Here is a 17,554-nt window from a genome sequence, read left to right on the forward strand (position 1 = left end):
AGTGGGATGACAACCCATTGCTTCAGCGCTTGCCACGCCTTCGTGCGGCGATGGTGCGGTTGGGGCTTGTGTGTCTTGATCGCGAGTGGCGAGGCCAGGAGGCCGCGTATCGGTTCCGGTGCAGTCGCAACCACGTGTTCAGCAGGGCGCTTCTGGTCATTTCGAGCCCGCGGTCAGGAGGGTGTCGGGTGTGTGTGGCACAGGATCGTGATCGGCGCTTGTTTGCCCGGGCCGAATGCGCGGGTGTGACCTGCCTGGAGTCGGCGTGGCTGGGCATTGATGCAATGCACCGCTTTCGTTGCCCGCAGGGGCATGAATGGCGCCGCAAGGGATCTCACGTGCTGCGCAGTGCCAATTGCCCGACCTGCGGGCACGAGAAACACAGCCAGCGCATGCGCCGCAAGGATGGTCTGCTCAGGTTGCAGCAGGTAGCTGCTTCGCACGGTGGAGTCTGCCTGGCCGAGGTCTACGCGGGTGGGCATCAGGCCTACGCGTTCCGCTGCGCCCAGGGGCATGTGTGGGCGTCGGTGGGTAATGAAGTGTTGAGGCGCACCTGGTGTCCGGAATGTGCCCGGCTGCGCAAGGTGGTCGAGTATCGTCTACGGGATGGCCTGGCGCGGTTGCAGCGCAAGGCGGCAGAGCGGGGCGGCGTTTGCCTGGCCGATCGCTACGAGGGGTCCGCTGCCCGCTACCTCATGCGTTGCGCAAAGGGGCACGAGTGGCGTGCGACGGGTAAGCGGCTTCTTCGCGGAACCTGGTGCACTGTGTGCGTCCATGATGCCAAGCGCTTGAGCATTCGTGATGCTCAGCGGGAGGCGCAGGCGCGTGGCGGGCAATGCTTGTCCACGACGTACGTCAACAACAGTACCAAGCTTCATTGGCTGTGTGATCGCGGGCATAGCTGGCATGCCCCGCTGGCAACCATCAGGGCCAGGCACTGGTGCCCGGAGTGTGCATGCATGTCGAGGATCAGCAGTCGCAAATCCAAGGCTCGATCACGCTATGTCGAGGCGTCGGCGTCCGTTGCCGATGAGTGGCTATTTGCCGCGTCTCAGGAGTAGCGCCCGATCTTCGCTGCTTTCATGTCCAGGCAGTCTTCAGGCCGTAATCGTCTAACGCAGTATCGGTTGTCGCTTGTCCAACGGGGTGGAGGATGCCTCGACTGGGTATCGGGCGGTGTCGACTTGATTTCCTCGGGTTTCCCGACTTCTATCAATACAGACCCATCATTTGGCGATGTGCTCGCCATAGCCAGCCATTGAATACCGGCGCTGTAATGGTCAAGGAGTTGTCACTCAGTCCTCAACCTTGGTCGTTGATGATGCCAAACAAAGCACTGCGAATCCTGATTGCCGATGAACACCCCACGCAACTTCTGCAATTGGAGAAGATGCTCAATGGCATGGGCTATTACCGGATCGCGCCAGTGCGCACCTTCGAAGAGTTGCAGCACCTGGTGCAGAATGCGTTGCAGCCCTTCAATCTGTTGATCGGCAATATAGACCTGGCCAGCCATGCGGGGGTCGATCTGGAGCGCTTTTGCCGTGTTCATGCGCAGATCCAGCACGCCTTGCTCTATGAATCGCAGCATTTGAAAATTCCCGCTGTGCCCGCCGGGAAGCGCCAGGCGGTGAGCGTGAGGCTGCCGAGGGTGCCAGACAACGAGTCGCTGGAGGCGTTCATGGCGATCATCGACGCCCCGATGGTGATCGCACGTCTGCCGGGCCCTGGAGGCAGTGCCAGCGTGCCCAAGCATACCGGGCGCGGCTCCAGCCTGGGACCGACGGTCTTTTCCCGGCAATCCTGAAACTGTTTTTGCTATCCTCTTGCGCCTGCCCCGCGCGCCAGGATGCGCGTCGACTGTTTCTCGACCACGGACCTGCCATGACTGCCTCCCACCCTGTGAGCCCGCTGCGGCTGTCGCGTAGCGACCACAAGACCCTCAGCCTGGCCGCCCTTGGCGGCGCGCTGGAGATCTACGATTTCATCATTTTCGTGTTCTTCACCCTGACCCTGAGCCAGCTGTTTTTCCCGCCGCAGATGCCAGAGTGGCTACGCCTGCTGCAAAGTTTCGGCATCTTTGTCACTGGTTATCTGGCTCGTCCATTGGGCGGCATTCTGATGGCGCACTTTGCCGACCACCTGGGGCGCAAGAAGGTGTTCAGCCTGAGCATCTTGATGATGGCGCTGCCCTGCCTGCTCATCGGTGTGATGCCTACCTATGCCGAGATTGGCTACTTCGCGCCCCTGCTACTGTTGGCCTTGCGCATTTTCCAGGGGGCTGCGGTCGGCGGTGAGGTGCCCAGTGCCTGGGTGTTCGTCGCTGAGCATGCGCCCCCTGGGCGTCGTGGCTATGCCCTCGGCTTTTTGCAGGCGGGGTTGACCTTTGGCTACCTGCTGGGCGCTCTGACCGCAACGGCGCTGGCGCAGCTGTTCAGCCCTCAGGAGATACTCGATTACGCCTGGCGACTGCCGTTCCTGCTTGGTGGTGTGTTTGGGGTGATTGGCGTTTGGCTGCGTCGTTGGCTGAGTGAAACGCCGGTGTTCCTGGCCCTGCGCGAGCGCCGTGAACAGCCAGTGGCGTTCCCCTTGCGTACGGTATTGCGTGAGCATCGCCAGGCGCTGGTTCCGGCGGTGCTGCTCACCTGCGTGCTGACCTCGGCGGTGGTGGTGCTGGTGGTCATCACCCCAACGGTGATGCAGCAACGGTTTGGCATGACGGCCGGCCATACGTTTGCCCTGAGCAGCATCGGGATTGTCTTTCTGAATATTGGCTGTGTACTGGCTGGCCTTTTGGTTGATCGGATCGGTGCCTGGCGCGCCTTGACGATCTACAGCCTGTTACTGCCGCTAGGTATCGCCAGCTTGTATGCCAGCCTGATCGGTGGCTGGGGCTGGCCTGGGTTAGCCTACGCCTTGGCGGGCTTGAGCTGTGGCGTGGTCGGCGTCGTGCCTTCGGTGATGGTCAGCTTGTTCCCGGCTCAGATTCGTGTGTCGGGCATTTCCTTCACCTACAACATCGCCTATGCCCTGTGGGCCAGTGTCACGCCGCTGATGTTGATCGCCTTGATGCCTTGGAGCCCTTGGGTCTGTGTCGGTTTTGCTTTGGTCATGGGAACGGTCGGTGCCGCCGCGGCGGTGTATTTTGGCGCCAGAAACGATGGGGTGTTTGCCGACGAGGCGTTGCAGTGTTAAGCGGGCAATGAGCAACAAAAAGCCCCCTCGACCTGAACGGTGAGCGGGCTTTTTAGGCGCGCGGCTTACATGTTCGGGTAAGTCGGCCCGCCAGCACCTTCCGGTGCGACCCAGGTAATGTTCTGCGAAGGGTCCTTGATGTCACAGGTCTTGCAGTGTACGCAGTTCTGGGCGTTGATCTGGAAGCGCTTGTTGCCGTCTTCCTGGGTGACCACCTCGTAAACGCCGGCAGGGCAGTAGCGTTGAGCGGGCTCATCGTACAGCGGCAGGTTGGTCTTGATCGGGATGTTCGCGTCCGCCAGTTTCAGGTGGCACGGTTGCTCTTCTTCATGGTTGGTGCTGGAGAGGAACACCGAACTCAGTTTGTCGAAGCTGAGTTTGCCGTCTGGTTTCGGGTAGTCGATCCTGGTCGAGTCGGCGGCCAGCTTGAGGCAGGCGTAGTCCGGCTTGGTGTCGTGCAGGGTGAACGGCAGCTTGCCGCCGAACCAGTTCTGGTCGACATAGTTGAAGGCGGCGCCCAGCAGCGGGCCGAACTTGTGCATGGCCGGGCCGAAGTTGCGGCTGGCGAACAGTTCTTCATAGAGCCAGCTGGCCTTGAACGCATCGACGTAGGAGGTCAGCTCATCGCCGCCTTCCTTGCCAGCCAGCAGTGCTTCGGCCACGGCGTCGGCGGCGAGCATGCCGGACTTCATCGCGGTGTGGCTGCCCTTGATCTTGGCAACGTTCATGGTGCCCAGGTCGCAGCCGATCAGTGCGCCACCCTTGAAAACCATTTTCGGCAGCGAGTTCAAGCCGCCCTTGGCCAGGGCGCGGGCGCCGTAGCTGATGCGCTTGCCGCCTTCAAGGTACTGCTTGAGTACCGGGTGATGTTTCAGGCGCTGGAACTCGTCGAACGGCGACAGGTAGGCGTTGCCATAGGACAGGTCGACGATCAGACCGACCACCACCTGATTGTTTTCCAGGTGATAGAGGAAGGAGCCGCCGGTGTTTTCGGTCGCCATGATGTCCAGCGGCCAGCCAGCGGTGTGAACCACCAGGCCTTGTTGGTGCTTGGCCGGGTCGATTTCCCAGATTTCCTTCAGGCCGATGCCGTAGTGCTGCACGTCGGCTTCGCTGTCCAGGTTGAAACGCTTGATCAGTTGTTTGCCGATATGGCCACGGCAGCCTTCGGCGAACAGGGTGTATTTGCCGCGCAGCTCCATGCCTGGGGTGTACAGGCCTTCTTTCGGGTTGCCTTCGCGGTCGACGCCCAGGTCGCCGGTGATGATGCCGCGAACCACGCCATTTTCGTCGAATAGCGCTTCCTGGGCGGCAAAGCCCGGGTAGATTTCCACGCCCAGGTTCTCGGCCTGCTGCGCCAGCCAGCGGCACAGGTTGCCCAGCGAGATAATGTAGTTGCCTTCGTTGTGCATGGTTTTCGGCACAAACAGGTCAGGTACCTTGACCGCGCTGTCGGCGTTCTTCAGCACGTAGATGTCGTCGCGCTTGACCGGCGTATTCAGTGGGGCGCCCAGTTCTTTCCAGTCTGGGAACAGCTCGTTCAGTGCGCGCGGTTCGAATACGGCGCCGGAGAGGATGTGTGCGCCGACCTCGGAGCCTTTCTCGACCACGCAGACGCTGATTTCGCTACCGGCTTCGGCGGCCTTCTGCTTCAGTCGGCAGGCGGCGGACAGGCCTGCCGGGCCAGCGCCGACGATGACCACGTCGAATTCCATGTATTCGCGTTCCACAGGTTCTCTCCTACTCAAGGCTCATCGTTTTTTCTTTATTGGCGGGTGCCAGGCGGTCACCGATCAGGCGTAAGGGGCGATGCCTTCGCTGTAGCTCGGGCGATGACGGACTACACCGCTTTCTCTTGGCCGCGCATTATATCTACACCACTTGCGTGGTCCAATACAAACGTTTGTTTGAATTTGCCGCAGGCCAGTAAAATCAAAGAGGCGCGGCTTGAAGCTGGCCGGTTTGCCGTATTGACCGGATTGGGTGTTACGGTCAAGATACGAGCGGTTTTACGCTCGCCGTAGGCTGATCGTAGGATGCAGGAGCACCCCTAAAACCTGGCAAAAAGCAGGGCAGTTAAGCCAAAACCTGCTTTGTAGTGGAGTTTACACGCCACGACACAGAATGACCCACGGGTTTTGCTAATAAAAGGTCAAAAAAGGACTGATCAGTCAGTTCCGCTTGGCCTGCCCGAAATTGTTTTTAGAGGTGCCCTTGTACCCACGCGCAATCGCCGGGCCCGCCCCAGGCGACATTCTTTTCACCGGAGAGTAACGAGGAATCCATGAAGGTTCTTGTAGCTGTCAAACGAGTGGTCGACTATAACGTCAAGGTTCGCGTCAAGGCGGACAACTCCGGCGTCGACCTTGCTAACGTCAAGATGTCCATGAACCCCTTCTGCGAGATCGCTGTGGAAGAGGCCGTACGCCTGAAGGAAAAAGGCGTGGCGACCGAGATCGTCGTCGTTACCATCGGTCCGAGCACTGCTCAGGAACAACTGCGTACGGCGCTGGCGCTGGGCGCCGACCGTGCCATCCTGGTCGAGTCCGCTGAAGAGCTCAATTCCCTGGCCGTGGCCAAACTGCTCAAGGCGGTTGTCGACAAGGAGCAGCCACAGCTGGTGATCCTTGGCAAACAGGCCATCGACAGTGACAACAACCAGACCGGCCAGATGCTGGCAGCGTTGAGCGGTTTCGCTCAGGGCACCTTCGCTTCCAAGGTTGAAGTTGCCGGTGACAAGGTCAACGTCACCCGTGAAGTCGACGGCGGCCTGCAGACCGTTGCGCTGAACCTGCCAGCCATCGTTACCACCGACCTGCGCCTGAACGAGCCACGCTACGCTTCCTTGCCCAATATCATGAAGGCCAAGAAGAAGCCGCTGGAAACCGTTACCCCGGACGCCCTGGGCGTTTCCACCGCTTCCACCACCAAGACCCTGAAAGTCGAAGCGCCTGCTGCACGCAGCGCGGGTATCAAGGTCAAGTCGGTTGCTGAACTGGTCGAGAAACTGAAGAACGAGGCGAAGGTAATCTAAATGACTATCCTGGTTATCGCTGAACACGAAAACGGTGCCGTTGCCCCGGCTACCCTGAACACTGTTGCCGCTGCTGCGAAAATCGGTGGTGATATTCACGTACTGGTTGCTGGCCAGGGCGTTGGCGCCGTAGCGCAGGCCGCTGCGAACATCGCTGGCGTCAGCAAGGTGCTGGTCGCCGACAACGCTGCCTACGCGCACCAGTTGCCAGAAAACGTTGCGCCGCTGGTTGCCGAGATCGGCAAGGCCTACAGCCACGTGCTGGCACCTGCGACCTCCAACGGCAAGAACATCCTGCCGCGGGTTGCCGCACTGCTGGACGTTGACCAGATCTCCGAGATCATCTCGGTTGAGTCGGCCGACACCTTCAAGCGTCCGATCTACGCGGGCAACGCCATTGCCACCGTGCAATCGAGCGCTGCGGTCAAGGTCATCACCGTGCGTGCTACCGGCTTTGACGCCGTTGCTGCAGAAGGCGGTTCGGCGGCTGTGGAAGCGGTTGCCGCTGCCCACGACGCCGGCAAGTCGGCGTTTGTCGGTGAAGAGCTGGCCAAGTCCGATCGTCCTGAGCTGACCGCTGCCAAGATCGTCGTTTCCGGCGGCCGTGGCATGCAGAACGGCGACAACTTCAAGCACCTGTATGCGCTGGCCGACAAGCTGGGCGCTGCGGTCGGTGCTTCCCGTGCCGCCGTCGACGCCGGTTTCGTACCCAACGACATGCAGGTCGGCCAGACCGGCAAGATCGTTGCGCCGCAGCTGTATATCGCTGTTGGTATCTCCGGTGCCATCCAGCACCTGGCGGGTATGAAAGATTCCAAGGTGATCGTTGCGATCAACAAGGATGAGGAAGCGCCGATCTTCCAAGTGGCCGACTATGGCCTGGTGGCGGATTTGTTCGAAGCCATCCCAGAGCTGGAGAAGCTGGTTTAATCCAGCGGCTTCACTTATAAAGAGCCCGGTTGTTGCGGGCTGGACAGGTTATCCTGCCCAGCCCGCGATAACCGGGCTTTTCATTTTTCGGCGGGTGCAGTCAAGGAGAGGGTGGCATGGGGTGGTTTGGCCGGATGAGTGCAGTCACTGCGTTGAGTGTTGCGTTGATGCCGACATGGGCGCTCGCAGTCGGCAAGTGTGAACGCCTGGTTGCCACCGGTAGCCCGGATGCACCTCCGTACCTGTGGCAAGACCCACAAGACCCACGGCACCTGATCGGTGCCAGTGCCGATCTGCTCAAGCAGGTGGCGGATGAGCTGGGCCTGAAGATCGAGATTTTGAGTGCCGGCAAGCGCAGTCAGGCGCTTGAGGAAGTGCGTAGCGGCCGGATGGATATCCTCGTGGATGCGCCGCTGACGGTCGCCGAGCTCACCTCGATGGACTTTATCCATCCTCCGTTGCTGCAAAACGAATACCTGGTCTGGACGCGCCATGATGCGTCGTTGGCTTATGAAAGCCTGGCAGATTTGGCGCTGCACCCTGGAGCGATTTCGCAGAAGGCGCGCCTGACCCCAACCTTTGAGGCGTTTACCAAGACACACTTGAAGCTGGAGGTTGTGGAAAATCTGACGCATGCGTTTCAAAAACTCTTGCTGGGTCAGGTGGACTACGTGCTTGCAGGGCGTTATGCCGGCATGGCCATGGCGCAGACATTGGGCATGGGCAAGGACCTGACGGCGCGTGATGTGCCGGTCGACCGCCCCGGGCTCTATTTGGCTGTATCGCATAACTCAGCGTGTAACGATGCCTGGTTGCGCGGACAGCTGGCAAAAAAACTGACAGAATTGCCGGTTTCTGGTGTAACCCAGGCTGTACTGCAACGCAATGTCGAGCGCTGGAAAGCGCAATTGCAGCAACCGCTCGATGCCCCCAAACCGTAGGAAAATTGTGTGAGAACTCGACCGCTATTCGCGGCCTTGGCCATCATGGCCCTGGCCGGTTGCGCCGCCGACCCGGCACCCCATGAGCAACTTCGTTTGTCCGAGCAGGCGCTGGAGCAGGCCAAGGCCATTGGCGCCACTGACGAGGTGGCAGAACTCAAGCTTGCCGAAGCCAAGCTGGCACGGGCGCGGGTCAATATGTCCAACGAGTCCTTTCGTGACGCTCGTGTTCGTGCAGAGCAGGCCGAGCTTGATGCGCGTTTGGCTGAAGCACGCGTGTTGACTGCCAAGAGTGAAGAACAGCTCAAGGTGCTGCAGTCGCGTGTTGATCGTCTACGTAAACAGTTGGGGGAGCAGCAGTGAGTTCGATCAAGCCTTTGGTGGCGCTGCTGGTGTTGGGAGCCGTTGGCCTGCAGGGGTGCGCCAGTCAGCGCAGTGAAGCGTCGCTTGAGCAGGCTGCAGCCAGCTTTCAACAGGTCAAGAATGACTCCAGCGTGCTGCGCAGTGCGCCGCGTGATGTGATTCGTGCCGGTGAGTCGCTGGGGCGCGCAGAGCGTCTGTCGAGTTATTGGGGGAGCGGCGCGGACGTGCGCCATTACGCTTACCTGAGCCAGCGTTACAGTGAAATCGCGCGTGAGCACACGAACCTGGTGCTCAATCAGGAGCGTCAGGCCAAGCTGGAACTGGAGCGCCAGCGTTTGCAACTGGCCTTGCGCGAGGCCAAATTGGCCAGTGTTCAGCAGCAAGGTAAATGGCTGGAGGCGCAGATTGTCAGCCTGGCGACCATGCAGAGCGATCGTGGCTTGGTAATGACGCTGGGGGATGTGCTGTTCGATACCGGGCGCGCCGACCTGAAGAACTCCGCCAATCGTACGGTGCTCAAACTGGTGCAGTTCCTTCAGCTCAACCCCAAGCGTACGGTACGTATCGAGGGTTATACCGACAGCACGGGCACCCCTGAGGACAACCTGAAGCTGTCGCGAGATCGCGCTCAGTCGGTTGCCGACATGCTGATTGATTTGGGTGTGGACGAAAAGCGCATTCAGGTCGAGGGTTATGGCGACCAGTACCCGGTTGAGGCTAACGCCTCGGAGCGCGGCAGGGCGCAGAATCGACGGGTCGAGATCGTGTTTTCCGATGAGCAGGGGCGTCTCGGCGCTGAGCGCTGAAGCTGAGCGCTATGCACAAAGCCCGGTGGCGATTAAGTCATCGGGTTTTTTTTCGGCCGCGGTTGATGGGTTAGGGCGCACGTTACGGGTGCTGTCACGCAACTGTATTGTTGACTATTCTGTAATCTGTGCCAGTACACTTCGCAACTGTTACGGTATTCTATTACCGGAGAGTTCGCCTAAAAATAACGAGATCGTCCGCGTGCCGAGAGTTCACCATGACCAACCTGTTGCTCTACCAGCGTATTGCCCAGCAACTGGCGGAGGATATCCGTCGGGGTGTCTATCAGCCGGGTGAGCGGGTGCCGTCGGTGCGCAAGATGAGCGCGCAGCTCAATGTCAGTCATGCGACGGTGCTTCAGGCGTATGCCAATCTTGAAGACCAGGGTTTGATCCGGGCGCGTCCGCAGTCAGGTTATTACGTTCACCAGACGCCGGCGCTGACGGCGCCGACACCGGATATCGCCAGGGTCGAGCGGCCGGGTTTGGTTACCCGTAGCAGCATTATTCAGCAGGTTCTGGTAGAGGCGCGCCGTGATGGTGTATTTCCGCTTGGTGCGGCAGTGCCCCATGTCGACTACCTGCCGGTGAGGGCATTGCACCAGCAGTTGGCCAAGGTTACCCGCTTCCATAGCCCGCGGGCCTTTAGCTACATGTTCAGCCCGGGGTTTGAGCCACTGCGCAGGCAGATCGCCATTCGCATGCGCGATGCGGGTGTGGTGGTCGACCCCTCCGAAGTCGTTGTCACGCATGGCTGTGTCGATGCCTTGCAGATGAGTCTGCGGGTGTTGACCCGTCCTGGTGATCTGATCGCTGCCGAGTCGCCTACTTACTATGGGTTGCTGCAGTTGGCTGATCTGTTGGGGCTGAAGGTCATCGAGATTCCCAGTGACCCATCTACCGGTATCAGTCTGGAGGCGCTGCAGTTGGCCGCCAACCAGTGGTCGATCAAGGCGCTGGTGCTGACTGCGCGTTTGAGCAATCCATTGGGTGGGACCATTCCTGAGGACCGTCAGAAACAATTGCTGCGGCTATCCTCGGACTTCGATATACAGATCATCGAAGATGACATTTATGGCGAACTGATGTTCGAGCAGGGGCGTACCAAGGCACTCAAGGCGTTTGATCGACTGGGGCGGGTTATCTACTGTTCGAGCTTTTCCAAGACGCTGTCGCCCGGTGTGCGGATTGGCTGGATGATTGCCGGCAAGTACCAGGACGAGATCCAGCGCCTGCAAACCTTCACTACCCATTCAGCTTGCAGCGTGACGCAGATGGGTGTTGCTGCGTATCTGGAAAATGGCGGGTATGATCGGCACTTGCGTTTTATCCGTCATGAGTATCGCAAGAACCTCAGTGCCTATCAGTTGGCCGTGCAGCAGTACTTTCCCGAAGGTACCCAGATGACGCGGCCTACCGGTGGCTTCATCCTCTGGGTCAGCCTGCCGGGGCGGGTCAATACCCAGGAGCTGCATGTGCGGGCGCTTCAGCAGGGCATCAGTATTGCGCCAGGGCTGATTTTCAGTAATACCGAGCAGTTCAACCATTGCATTCGTTTGAACTGCGGGATTCCCTGGAATCGTGAGTCGGAGCGGGCGCTGATGACCCTGGGGATGCTGGCCACTCAGCTTTGCCAGGAGTCGGGTAGCAGTAGTTTCTTCTAGGGATGGGTTTGTCAGTTTTCAGGGAACGCAGAGCATTATCCTTTTTACGAGTGTCCGTTGTTGCCTATGAAAGCCTTGTGTTGTGCCGGTTTGTTGTTGATGTCGATGGCCGGTTCTCTGGTTCCGATGCATGCCTGGGCGAGGGCGGACGCTGTCGCGGAATCGTCGCATCCGACGGGCACCGCCAAGGTGGCGAGCAAACCTGTCGCAAAAGAGGCTGTGCCGCATGCCAAGGCGGGCTCTGCGTCCACTCAGAAATCTTCGGGCAAGACCACCAGGCGCAAGCATGCGGATGCCATTGCGGCGCCATTGCCCACGCCTCGATTGGACCTTAGCCTGCCTTTGAGTATGGTTGGCGGGCTGCAACCGGGCAGCGCAAGCGAAGCTCAGTTGCATCGCCCGCTCTTGCCGGCCATGTTTGGTGAGAAACCCAAGGAAGAAAGCCCGTTTCAGCTCAATGGTCGTCTGCTCAGCAACGAAATGCAGCTGCAACTGCGCAACGACAGCCGTCAGGATGTCGAAGGTGCGGCCATCGAATTCGAGTTCAAACAGTAAGCTCGGGCCTGACTGATTGGTCTGTTTTCGTCCTGTGATATTTCATCCCGCCGGTAATTTCAAACGACCGTTTTAGCGGTTACTATCCCGACGTGTTCATCCATTTTGATTCCGAGGTACTGCCGTCATGAAGTGTCGTGAAGGCTGTGGCGCCTGCTGCATTGCTCCGTCCATCAGTTCGCCGATACCAGGAATGCCCAATGGCAAGCCTGCTGGCGAACGCTGTATCCATTTGTCTGTCGTCAACCTGTGCGGATTGTTCGGTAAGCCCGAGCGCCCAGCTGTGTGCTCGGCGTTCATGGCGGATGTGGAGGTGTGTGGCGGTGATCGCGATGAGGCGATCAGGATCCTGGGGTGGCTGGAGCAGATGACAGCAGCTTGAATACGTAGATCTTCGACAATAAGGAACAAGAGCATGGGATCGTTTAAGCGGATGGCGTTGGTGTGTGCTGTAGGTGCGTTGCTGGCGCCTCTGGCGCAAGCGGAAAGTTGGCAGGTGGCAAAGGATGAGCAGGGCATCAAGGTGTCCCTGAGTGAGGTGGAGGGGTCCAAATACAAGGCTTACCGTGGGGTGACCTTGATCAAGGCCAATGTCGCCAAGCTGCGTGCGTTGCACGAAGATGTGGTCGGGGCCTGCGCCTGGATACATGAATGCAAGGTGCAGAAGTTGCTCAAGCGTGAGGGTAACCAGACCTGGACCTACACCCAGTTCAATACGCCTTGGCCGGTGACGCCGCGTGATTCAATTCTCAAGGTAACCACCGAAGATGCGGTGGATGGCAGTGTTGTGCGCAAGCTGGAAGGGTTGCCCAGCTATTTGCCTGAAGAAAAAGGTTTTGTGCGGGTGGCTCAGGTCGAGGGCTTCTGGAAGTTCGAGCCTAAGGGTGACGGCACCGAAGTCACCTATCAGGTGCACACCGAGCCGGGTGGTAGCGTGCCGTCCTGGTTGGCGAACAGTTTTGTCGTAGAGGCGCCGTTCAACACGCTGAAGGCATTGAAAGAGAAGGCCGAGAAGCCCTGACTTCACGGCGAACAAAAAAGGCTGCCCGAGGGCAGCCTTTTTGTGTTCAGCGCTGCAGGGCAGGGCTTACTTGCGGTCGGACAGCTTGACGATGTCGCGTGCTTCGTAGCCGGTGTACAGCTGGCGCGGACGGCCAATCTTGTACGGGCTGGAGAGCATTTCTTTCCAGTGCGAGATCCAGCCGACGGTACGTGCCAGGGCGAAGATCACGGTGAACATGCTGGTTGGAATGCCGATCGCCTTGAGGATGATCCCCGAGTAGAAGTCGACGTTCGGGTACAGCGAGCGCTCGATGAAGTAAGGATCGGTCAGGGCGATCTCTTCCAGGCGCATGGCCAGTTCCAGCTGCGGATCGTTGGTGATGCCCAGCTCGCGCAGGACTTCATCGCAGGTCTTTTTCATCACGGTGGCGCGCGGGTCGCGGTTTTTGTAAACGCGGTGACCGAAGCCCATCAGTTTGAACGGATCGTTCTTGTCCTTGGCCTTGGCGATGAACTTGTCGATGTTCGAGACATCGCCAATTTCATCGAGCATGGTCAGTACGGCCTCGTTGGCGCCGCCGTGGGCAGGGCCCCACAGTGCAGCGATACCGGCGGCAATACAGGCGAACGGGTTGGCACCCGAGGAGCCTGCCAGGCGCACGGTGGAGGTCGAAGCGTTCTGCTCGTGGTCGGCATGGAGGATGAAGATCCGGTCCATTGCCTTGGCCAGTACCGGGCTGATCGGTTTGATCTCGCACGGGGTGTTGAACATCATGTGCAGGAAGTTTTCCGCATACGACAGGTCGTTGCGGGGGTACATCATGGGTTGACCCATGGAGTACTTGTAAACCATCGCCGCCAGGGTCGGCATTTTCGCGACCAGGCGTACCGCGGAGATTTCGCGGTGCTGCGGGTTATTGATGTCCAGCGAGTCATGATAGAACGCCGACAGGGCGCCAACCACGCCGCACATGACCGCCATAGGGTGCGCGTCGCGACGGAAGCCGTTGAAGAACGACTTCAGTTGCTCGTGAACCATGGTGTGGTTTTTCACGGTGCTGACAAACTGAGCCTTCTGCTCGGCGTTCGGCAGTTCGCCGTTCAGCAGCAGGTAGCAGGTTTCCAGGTAGTCGGATTGCTCGGCGAGCTGTTCGATAGGGTAGCCGCGATGCAGCAGGATGCCCTTGTCGCCATCAATATAGGTGATCTTCGACTCGCAGGATGCGGTCGCCATGAAACCGGGGTCGAAAGTGAAGTGACCCGTGGCCCCCAACCCTCTAACGTCGATAACATCGGGACCAACGGTGCCGGTTAAAATGGGCAGCTCGACGGGGGCTGCGCCCTCGATGACCAACTGCGCTTTTTTGTCAGCCATGTGGCCTCCTATTAATGCTTGAAATCATCAGACAGACCCCCCACGCAGGGCCCGCACCACTATAGTGAGATAAATTCGAATGTCAATTTGCCTAAAGCACGGTTGTAAAGGGCTCTGGGCGCTGTTTTTCCTCGAAATTGCTGCCCGTTTACGCCTTTTGTCGGGTAAAGGCAATGAGCTATTTGGGCTAGGCCTTTTCGTTGTCATTAGTAGCCTAACTGTCTATACTCGGCACCCGACCGCCAGGGGCTTTGAAGCCTGTGTTGCTGGGGTCGTCACTCCCTGGGTGGTGGGTACCTGACCAGTACACTTACCAACAACTTTGCCCTGCTTGCTAGGGGCTCTTCAGTGTGAAAAAAGCCGTGAAAAGCCAACGACCTGTAAACCTCGACCTAAGGACCATCAAACTCCCTGTCACTGCTTACACGTCCATTCTTCACCGCATCTCCGGTGTCATCCTTTTCCTGGGCCTGGCCATCATGCTTTATGCATTGGGCAAATCCCTGGGTTCCGAGGAAGGCTTCGGTGAGGTGAAAGCGTGTTTGACCAGCCCGCTGGCCAAGCTTGTGATTTGGGGTCTTCTGTCCGCCTTGCTGTATCACTTGGTTGCCGGTGTGCGCCACTTGATCATGGATATGGGCATCGGTGAAACGCTGGAAGGCGGCAAACTGGGCTCGAAAATTGTCATCGCCGTCTCCGTGGTGGTGATTGTTCTGGCAGGAGTGTGGATATGGTAACCAACGTCACGAACCTCTCGCGTTCGGGCCTCTATGACTGGATGGCGCAGCGCGTTTCTGCGGTCGTTCTCGCGGCTTACTTCATTTTTCTGATTGGCTACCTGGTCGCGCACCCGGGAATGGACTACGCCCAGTGGCACGGTCTGTTCTCCAACAATGCGATGCGTATTTTCAGTCTGCTGGCACTGGTGGCTCTGGGCGCTCACGCCTGGGTCGGCATGTGGACCATCGCGACGGACTACCTGACGCCAATGGCGTTCGGCAAGTCGGCGACTGCAATACGTTTCCTGTTCCAGGCTGTATGCGGTGTTGCGATGTTCGCGTACTTCGTCTGGGGTGTGCAGATTCTCTGGGGTATCTGATTCATGGCTAACATTCCTACGATTTCTTTCGACGCCATCATCATTGGTGGTGGCGGTGCCGGCATGCGCGCTGCGCTGCAGCTGGCTCAAGGTGGTCACAAGACTGCTGTAATCACCAAGGTCTTCCCGACCCGCTCGCACACTGTATCGGCCCAGGGTGGTATCACCTGTGCAATCGCTTCGGCTGACCCGAACGACGATTGGCGCTGGCACATGTACGATACTGTCAAGGGTTCCGACTACATCGGTGACCAGGACGCTATCGAATACATGTGTCAGGAAGGCCCGGCTGCGGTCTTCGAGCTGGATCACATGGGCCTGCCGTTCTCCCGTACTGAAACCGGTCGTATCTACCAGCGTCCGTTCGGTGGTCAGTCCAAGGACTTCGGTAAAGGTGGTCAGGCTGCACGTACCTGTGCCGCTTCCGACCGTACCGGCCACGCACTGCTGCACACCCTGTATCAGGGCAACCTGAAGGCAGGCACCACCTTCCTGAACGAGTGGTATGCCGTTGATCTGGTCAAGAACCAGGATGGCGCATTCGTCGGTGTGATCGCGATCTGCATCGAAACCGGTGAAACCGTTTACATCCGTGCCAAGGCTACCGTACTGGCCACTGGTGGCGCGGGTCGTATCTATGCATCGACCACCAACGCCCTGATCAACACCGGTGACGGCGTTGGCATGGCGCTGCGTGCCGGCGTGCCGGTGCAGGACATTGAAATGTGGCAGTTCCACCCGACTGGTATTGCCGGCGCTGGTGTACTGGTTACCGAAGGTTGCCGTGGTGAAGGTGGTTACCTCATCAACAAGCACGGCGAGCGTTTCATGGAGCGTTATGCGCCGAACGCCAAAGACCTTGCCGGTCGTGACGTTGTGGCCCGTTCCATGGTTAAAGAGATCATCGCTGGCAACGGCTGTGGCCCGAACGGCGACCACGTGATGCTCAAGCTCGATCACCTGGGTGAGGAAGTGCTGCACAGCCGCCTGCCAGGTATCTGTGAGCTGTCCAAGACCTTCGCCCACGTCGACCCAGTGGTCGCGCCGGTACCGGTCGTTCCAACCTGCCACTACATGATGGGCGGCGTTGCCACCAACATTCATGGCCAGGCCATCACCATGAACGCTGACGGTGCAGACACCATTATCCCGGGCCTGTTCGCGGTCGGTGAAGTGGCGTGCGTATCGGTTCACGGTGCAAACCGTCTGGGCGGTAACTCGCTGCTCGACCTGGTGGTATTCGGTCGCGCTGCTGGCCTGCACCTGGAAAAAGCCCTGAGCGACGGTATCGAATACCGTGACGCCAGCGATACCGACGTCGACGTCGCGCTGAACCGTCTGCGCAAGCTCAATGAGCGCAACACCGGTGAAGACGTTGCTACCCTGCGTCGTGAGCTGCAAAGCTGCATGCAGAACTATTTCGGTGTATTCCGTACTGGCGAATACATGCAGAAAGGTATCAAGCAGTTGGCCGATCTGCGTGAGCGTATCGCTAACGTCAAGATCAACGACAAGTCCCAGGCCTTCAACACCGCGCGTATCGAAGCGCTGGAGCTGCAGAACCTGCTGGAAGTTGCCGAAGCGACTGCTATCGCTGCTGAAACTCGTAAAGAGTCTCGCGGTGCTCATGCCCGTGAAGACTTCGAAGATCGCGACGACGAAAACTGGCTGTGCCACACCCTGTACTTCCCGGGTGAGAAACGTGTTGCCAAGCGTGCAGTCAACTTCGCGCCGAAAACCGTGCCTGCTTTCGAGCCTAAAGTCCGGACTTACTAAGGGTGGCCGCCATGTTGCAAGTCGAAGTTTATCGTTACAACCCGGATACCGACTCTGCGCCTAAAACTCAGGTGTTCCAGGTCGATACCGGTGGCAAGGATCTGATGGTGCTGGACGTATTGGCACTGATCAAGGAGCAGGACGAAGGTTTCTCGTATCGTCGCTCCTGCCGCGAGGGCGTTTGCGGCTCCGACGGCATGAACATCAACGGCAAGAACGGCCTGGCGTGCATTACGCCGCTGTCGTCGGTGGTCAAGGGCAACAAGCTGGTGATTCGCCCGCTGCCTGGCCTGCCAGTCATTCGTGACCTGGTCGTCGATATGAGCATCTTCTACAAGCAGTACGAGAAGGTGAAGCCTTACCTGCAGAACGACACGCCGGCTCCGGCCATCGAGCGTCTGCAGTCGCCAGAAGAGCGTGAGAAGCTGGACGGTCTGTACGAGTGCATCCTGTGCGCTTGCTGCTCGACTTCCTGCCCTTCGTTCTGGTGGAACCCAGACAAGTTCCTCGGTCCAGCTGCACTGCTGCAAGCCTATCGTTTCCTGGCTGACAGCCGTGACACCAAGACCCAAGAGCGTCTGGCGTCCCTGGATGACCCGTTCAGCGTGTTCCGTTGCCGTGGAATCATGAACTGCGTAAACGTTTGCCCGAAAGGTCTGAACCCGACCAAGGCAATCGGTCACGTACGTAACATGCTGCTGCAAAGCGGTACCTGATTTTAAAATGTTGTACCCGTAGTACGCCGAGGTGCGGGCCATTGCCCGCACCAAGGTGAAACCCGAGCGAAGGCCCAAAAAGCCCTAGCTTTTACCTA

General features: G+C 58.9%; 18 protein-coding genes. 16 read left to right on the forward strand and 2 right to left on the reverse strand.

The window, feature by feature from the left end; all coding sequences use genetic code 11:
* Positions 1–194: 194 nt before the first annotated feature.
* The 3 genes from CS390_RS08200 (at position 195) to CS390_RS08210 (ending at position 3,195) form a co-directional block, all read left to right on the forward strand.
* The gene (locus tag CS390_RS08200) at positions 195–1,061 is read left to right on the forward strand and encodes a hypothetical protein (protein ID WP_145991816.1); all 867 of its coding nucleotides are present in this window, start codon (positions 195–197) and stop codon (positions 1,059–1,061) included.
* Between the two features lie 260 nt (positions 1,062–1,321).
* On the forward strand, positions 1,322–1,807 hold the full coding sequence (locus tag CS390_RS08205) for a histidine kinase (protein ID WP_099776585.1): 486 nt from the start codon (positions 1,322–1,324) through the stop codon (positions 1,805–1,807).
* A 77-nt stretch (positions 1,808–1,884) separates the two neighbouring features.
* Positions 1,885–3,195 carry an MFS transporter gene (locus tag CS390_RS08210; protein ID WP_099774006.1) on the forward strand — a complete coding sequence of 437 codons (1,311 nt, stop codon included), beginning with the start codon at positions 1,885–1,887 and terminating at the stop codon, positions 3,193–3,195.
* A gap of 65 nt (positions 3,196–3,260) precedes the next feature.
* Here CS390_RS08210 and CS390_RS08215 read toward each other — a convergent pair whose 3' ends face one another.
* A complete protein-coding gene (locus CS390_RS08215) occupies positions 3,261–4,925 on the reverse strand; it encodes an electron transfer flavoprotein-ubiquinone oxidoreductase (RefSeq protein WP_065761841.1) in 1,665 nt (554 codons plus the stop codon).
* 554 nt (positions 4,926–5,479) lie between these two features.
* Here CS390_RS08215 and CS390_RS08220 point away from each other — a divergent pair.
* From CS390_RS08220 to CS390_RS08260, 9 genes are all read left to right on the forward strand, one after another.
* On the forward strand, positions 5,480–6,229 hold the full coding sequence (locus CS390_RS08220) for an electron transfer flavoprotein subunit beta/FixA family protein (protein ID WP_099774007.1): 750 nt from the start codon (positions 5,480–5,482) through the stop codon (positions 6,227–6,229).
* Positions 6,230–7,159: an electron transfer flavoprotein subunit alpha/FixB family protein gene (locus tag CS390_RS08225; RefSeq protein ID WP_099774008.1), complete on the forward strand. Its 930-nt coding sequence runs from the start codon at positions 6,230–6,232 to the stop codon at positions 7,157–7,159.
* 134 nt (positions 7,160–7,293) lie between these two features.
* The gene (locus tag CS390_RS08230) at positions 7,294–8,100 is read left to right on the forward strand and encodes an ABC transporter substrate-binding protein (protein WP_099776587.1); all 807 of its coding nucleotides are present in this window, start codon (positions 7,294–7,296) and stop codon (positions 8,098–8,100) included.
* A 9-nt stretch (positions 8,101–8,109) separates the two neighbouring features.
* A complete protein-coding gene (locus CS390_RS08235; protein WP_099774009.1) occupies positions 8,110–8,463 on the forward strand; it encodes a DUF4398 domain-containing protein in 354 nt (117 codons plus the stop codon).
* A complete protein-coding gene (locus CS390_RS08240; protein ID WP_065761904.1) occupies positions 8,460–9,269 on the forward strand; it encodes an OmpA family protein in 810 nt (269 codons plus the stop codon). The genes CS390_RS08235 and CS390_RS08240 overlap by 4 nt, the downstream gene beginning before the upstream one ends.
* Positions 9,270–9,487: 218 nt before the next feature.
* Positions 9,488–10,933, forward strand: coding sequence for a PLP-dependent aminotransferase family protein (locus tag CS390_RS08245; protein WP_065761905.1), 1,446 nt, complete (start codon positions 9,488–9,490; stop codon positions 10,931–10,933).
* Between the two features lie 66 nt (positions 10,934–10,999).
* The gene (locus tag CS390_RS08250; protein ID WP_065761906.1) at positions 11,000–11,488 is read left to right on the forward strand and encodes a hypothetical protein; all 489 of its coding nucleotides are present in this window, start codon (positions 11,000–11,002) and stop codon (positions 11,486–11,488) included.
* A 127-nt stretch (positions 11,489–11,615) separates the two neighbouring features.
* A complete protein-coding gene (locus tag CS390_RS08255) occupies positions 11,616–11,870 on the forward strand; it encodes a YkgJ family cysteine cluster protein (protein ID WP_065761907.1) in 255 nt (84 codons plus the stop codon).
* A 33-nt stretch (positions 11,871–11,903) separates the two neighbouring features.
* A complete protein-coding gene (locus CS390_RS08260) occupies positions 11,904–12,509 on the forward strand; it encodes an START domain-containing protein (RefSeq protein WP_099774010.1) in 606 nt (201 codons plus the stop codon).
* A 66-nt stretch (positions 12,510–12,575) separates the two neighbouring features.
* Here CS390_RS08260 and gltA read toward each other — a convergent pair whose 3' ends face one another.
* Positions 12,576–13,865 carry a citrate synthase gene (gene gltA, locus CS390_RS08265; protein WP_065759455.1) on the reverse strand — a complete coding sequence of 430 codons (1,290 nt, stop codon included), beginning with the start codon at positions 13,863–13,865 and terminating at the stop codon, positions 12,576–12,578.
* A gap of 350 nt (positions 13,866–14,215) precedes the next feature.
* Here gltA and sdhC point away from each other — a divergent pair, with 350 nt between their 5' ends.
* The 4 genes from sdhC to CS390_RS08285 are packed head-to-tail and all read left to right on the forward strand — an operon-like array spanning position 14,216 to position 17,456.
* Positions 14,216–14,602: a succinate dehydrogenase, cytochrome b556 subunit gene (gene sdhC / locus CS390_RS08270; RefSeq protein WP_176717419.1), complete on the forward strand. Its 387-nt coding sequence runs from the start codon at positions 14,216–14,218 to the stop codon at positions 14,600–14,602.
* Positions 14,596–14,964, forward strand: a complete 369-nt coding sequence (gene sdhD, locus CS390_RS08275; protein ID WP_065759454.1) for a succinate dehydrogenase, hydrophobic membrane anchor protein — start codon at positions 14,596–14,598, stop codon at positions 14,962–14,964. The genes sdhC and sdhD overlap by 7 nt, the downstream gene beginning before the upstream one ends.
* Positions 14,965–14,967: 3 nt before the next feature.
* Positions 14,968–16,740 (forward strand): succinate dehydrogenase flavoprotein subunit, encoded by a 1,773-nt coding sequence (gene sdhA / locus CS390_RS08280; protein WP_099774011.1) that lies wholly within the window; start codon positions 14,968–14,970, stop codon positions 16,738–16,740.
* Between the two features lie 11 nt (positions 16,741–16,751).
* The gene (locus CS390_RS08285) at positions 16,752–17,456 is read left to right on the forward strand and encodes a succinate dehydrogenase iron-sulfur subunit (protein ID WP_065759452.1); all 705 of its coding nucleotides are present in this window, start codon (positions 16,752–16,754) and stop codon (positions 17,454–17,456) included.
* Positions 17,457–17,554: the final 98 nt, after the last annotated feature.

The sequence above is a fragment of the Pseudomonas sp. HLS-6 genome (assembly GCF_002753995.1).
GTDB classification, from domain to species: Bacteria; Pseudomonadota; Gammaproteobacteria; order Pseudomonadales; family Pseudomonadaceae; genus Aquipseudomonas; species Aquipseudomonas defluvii.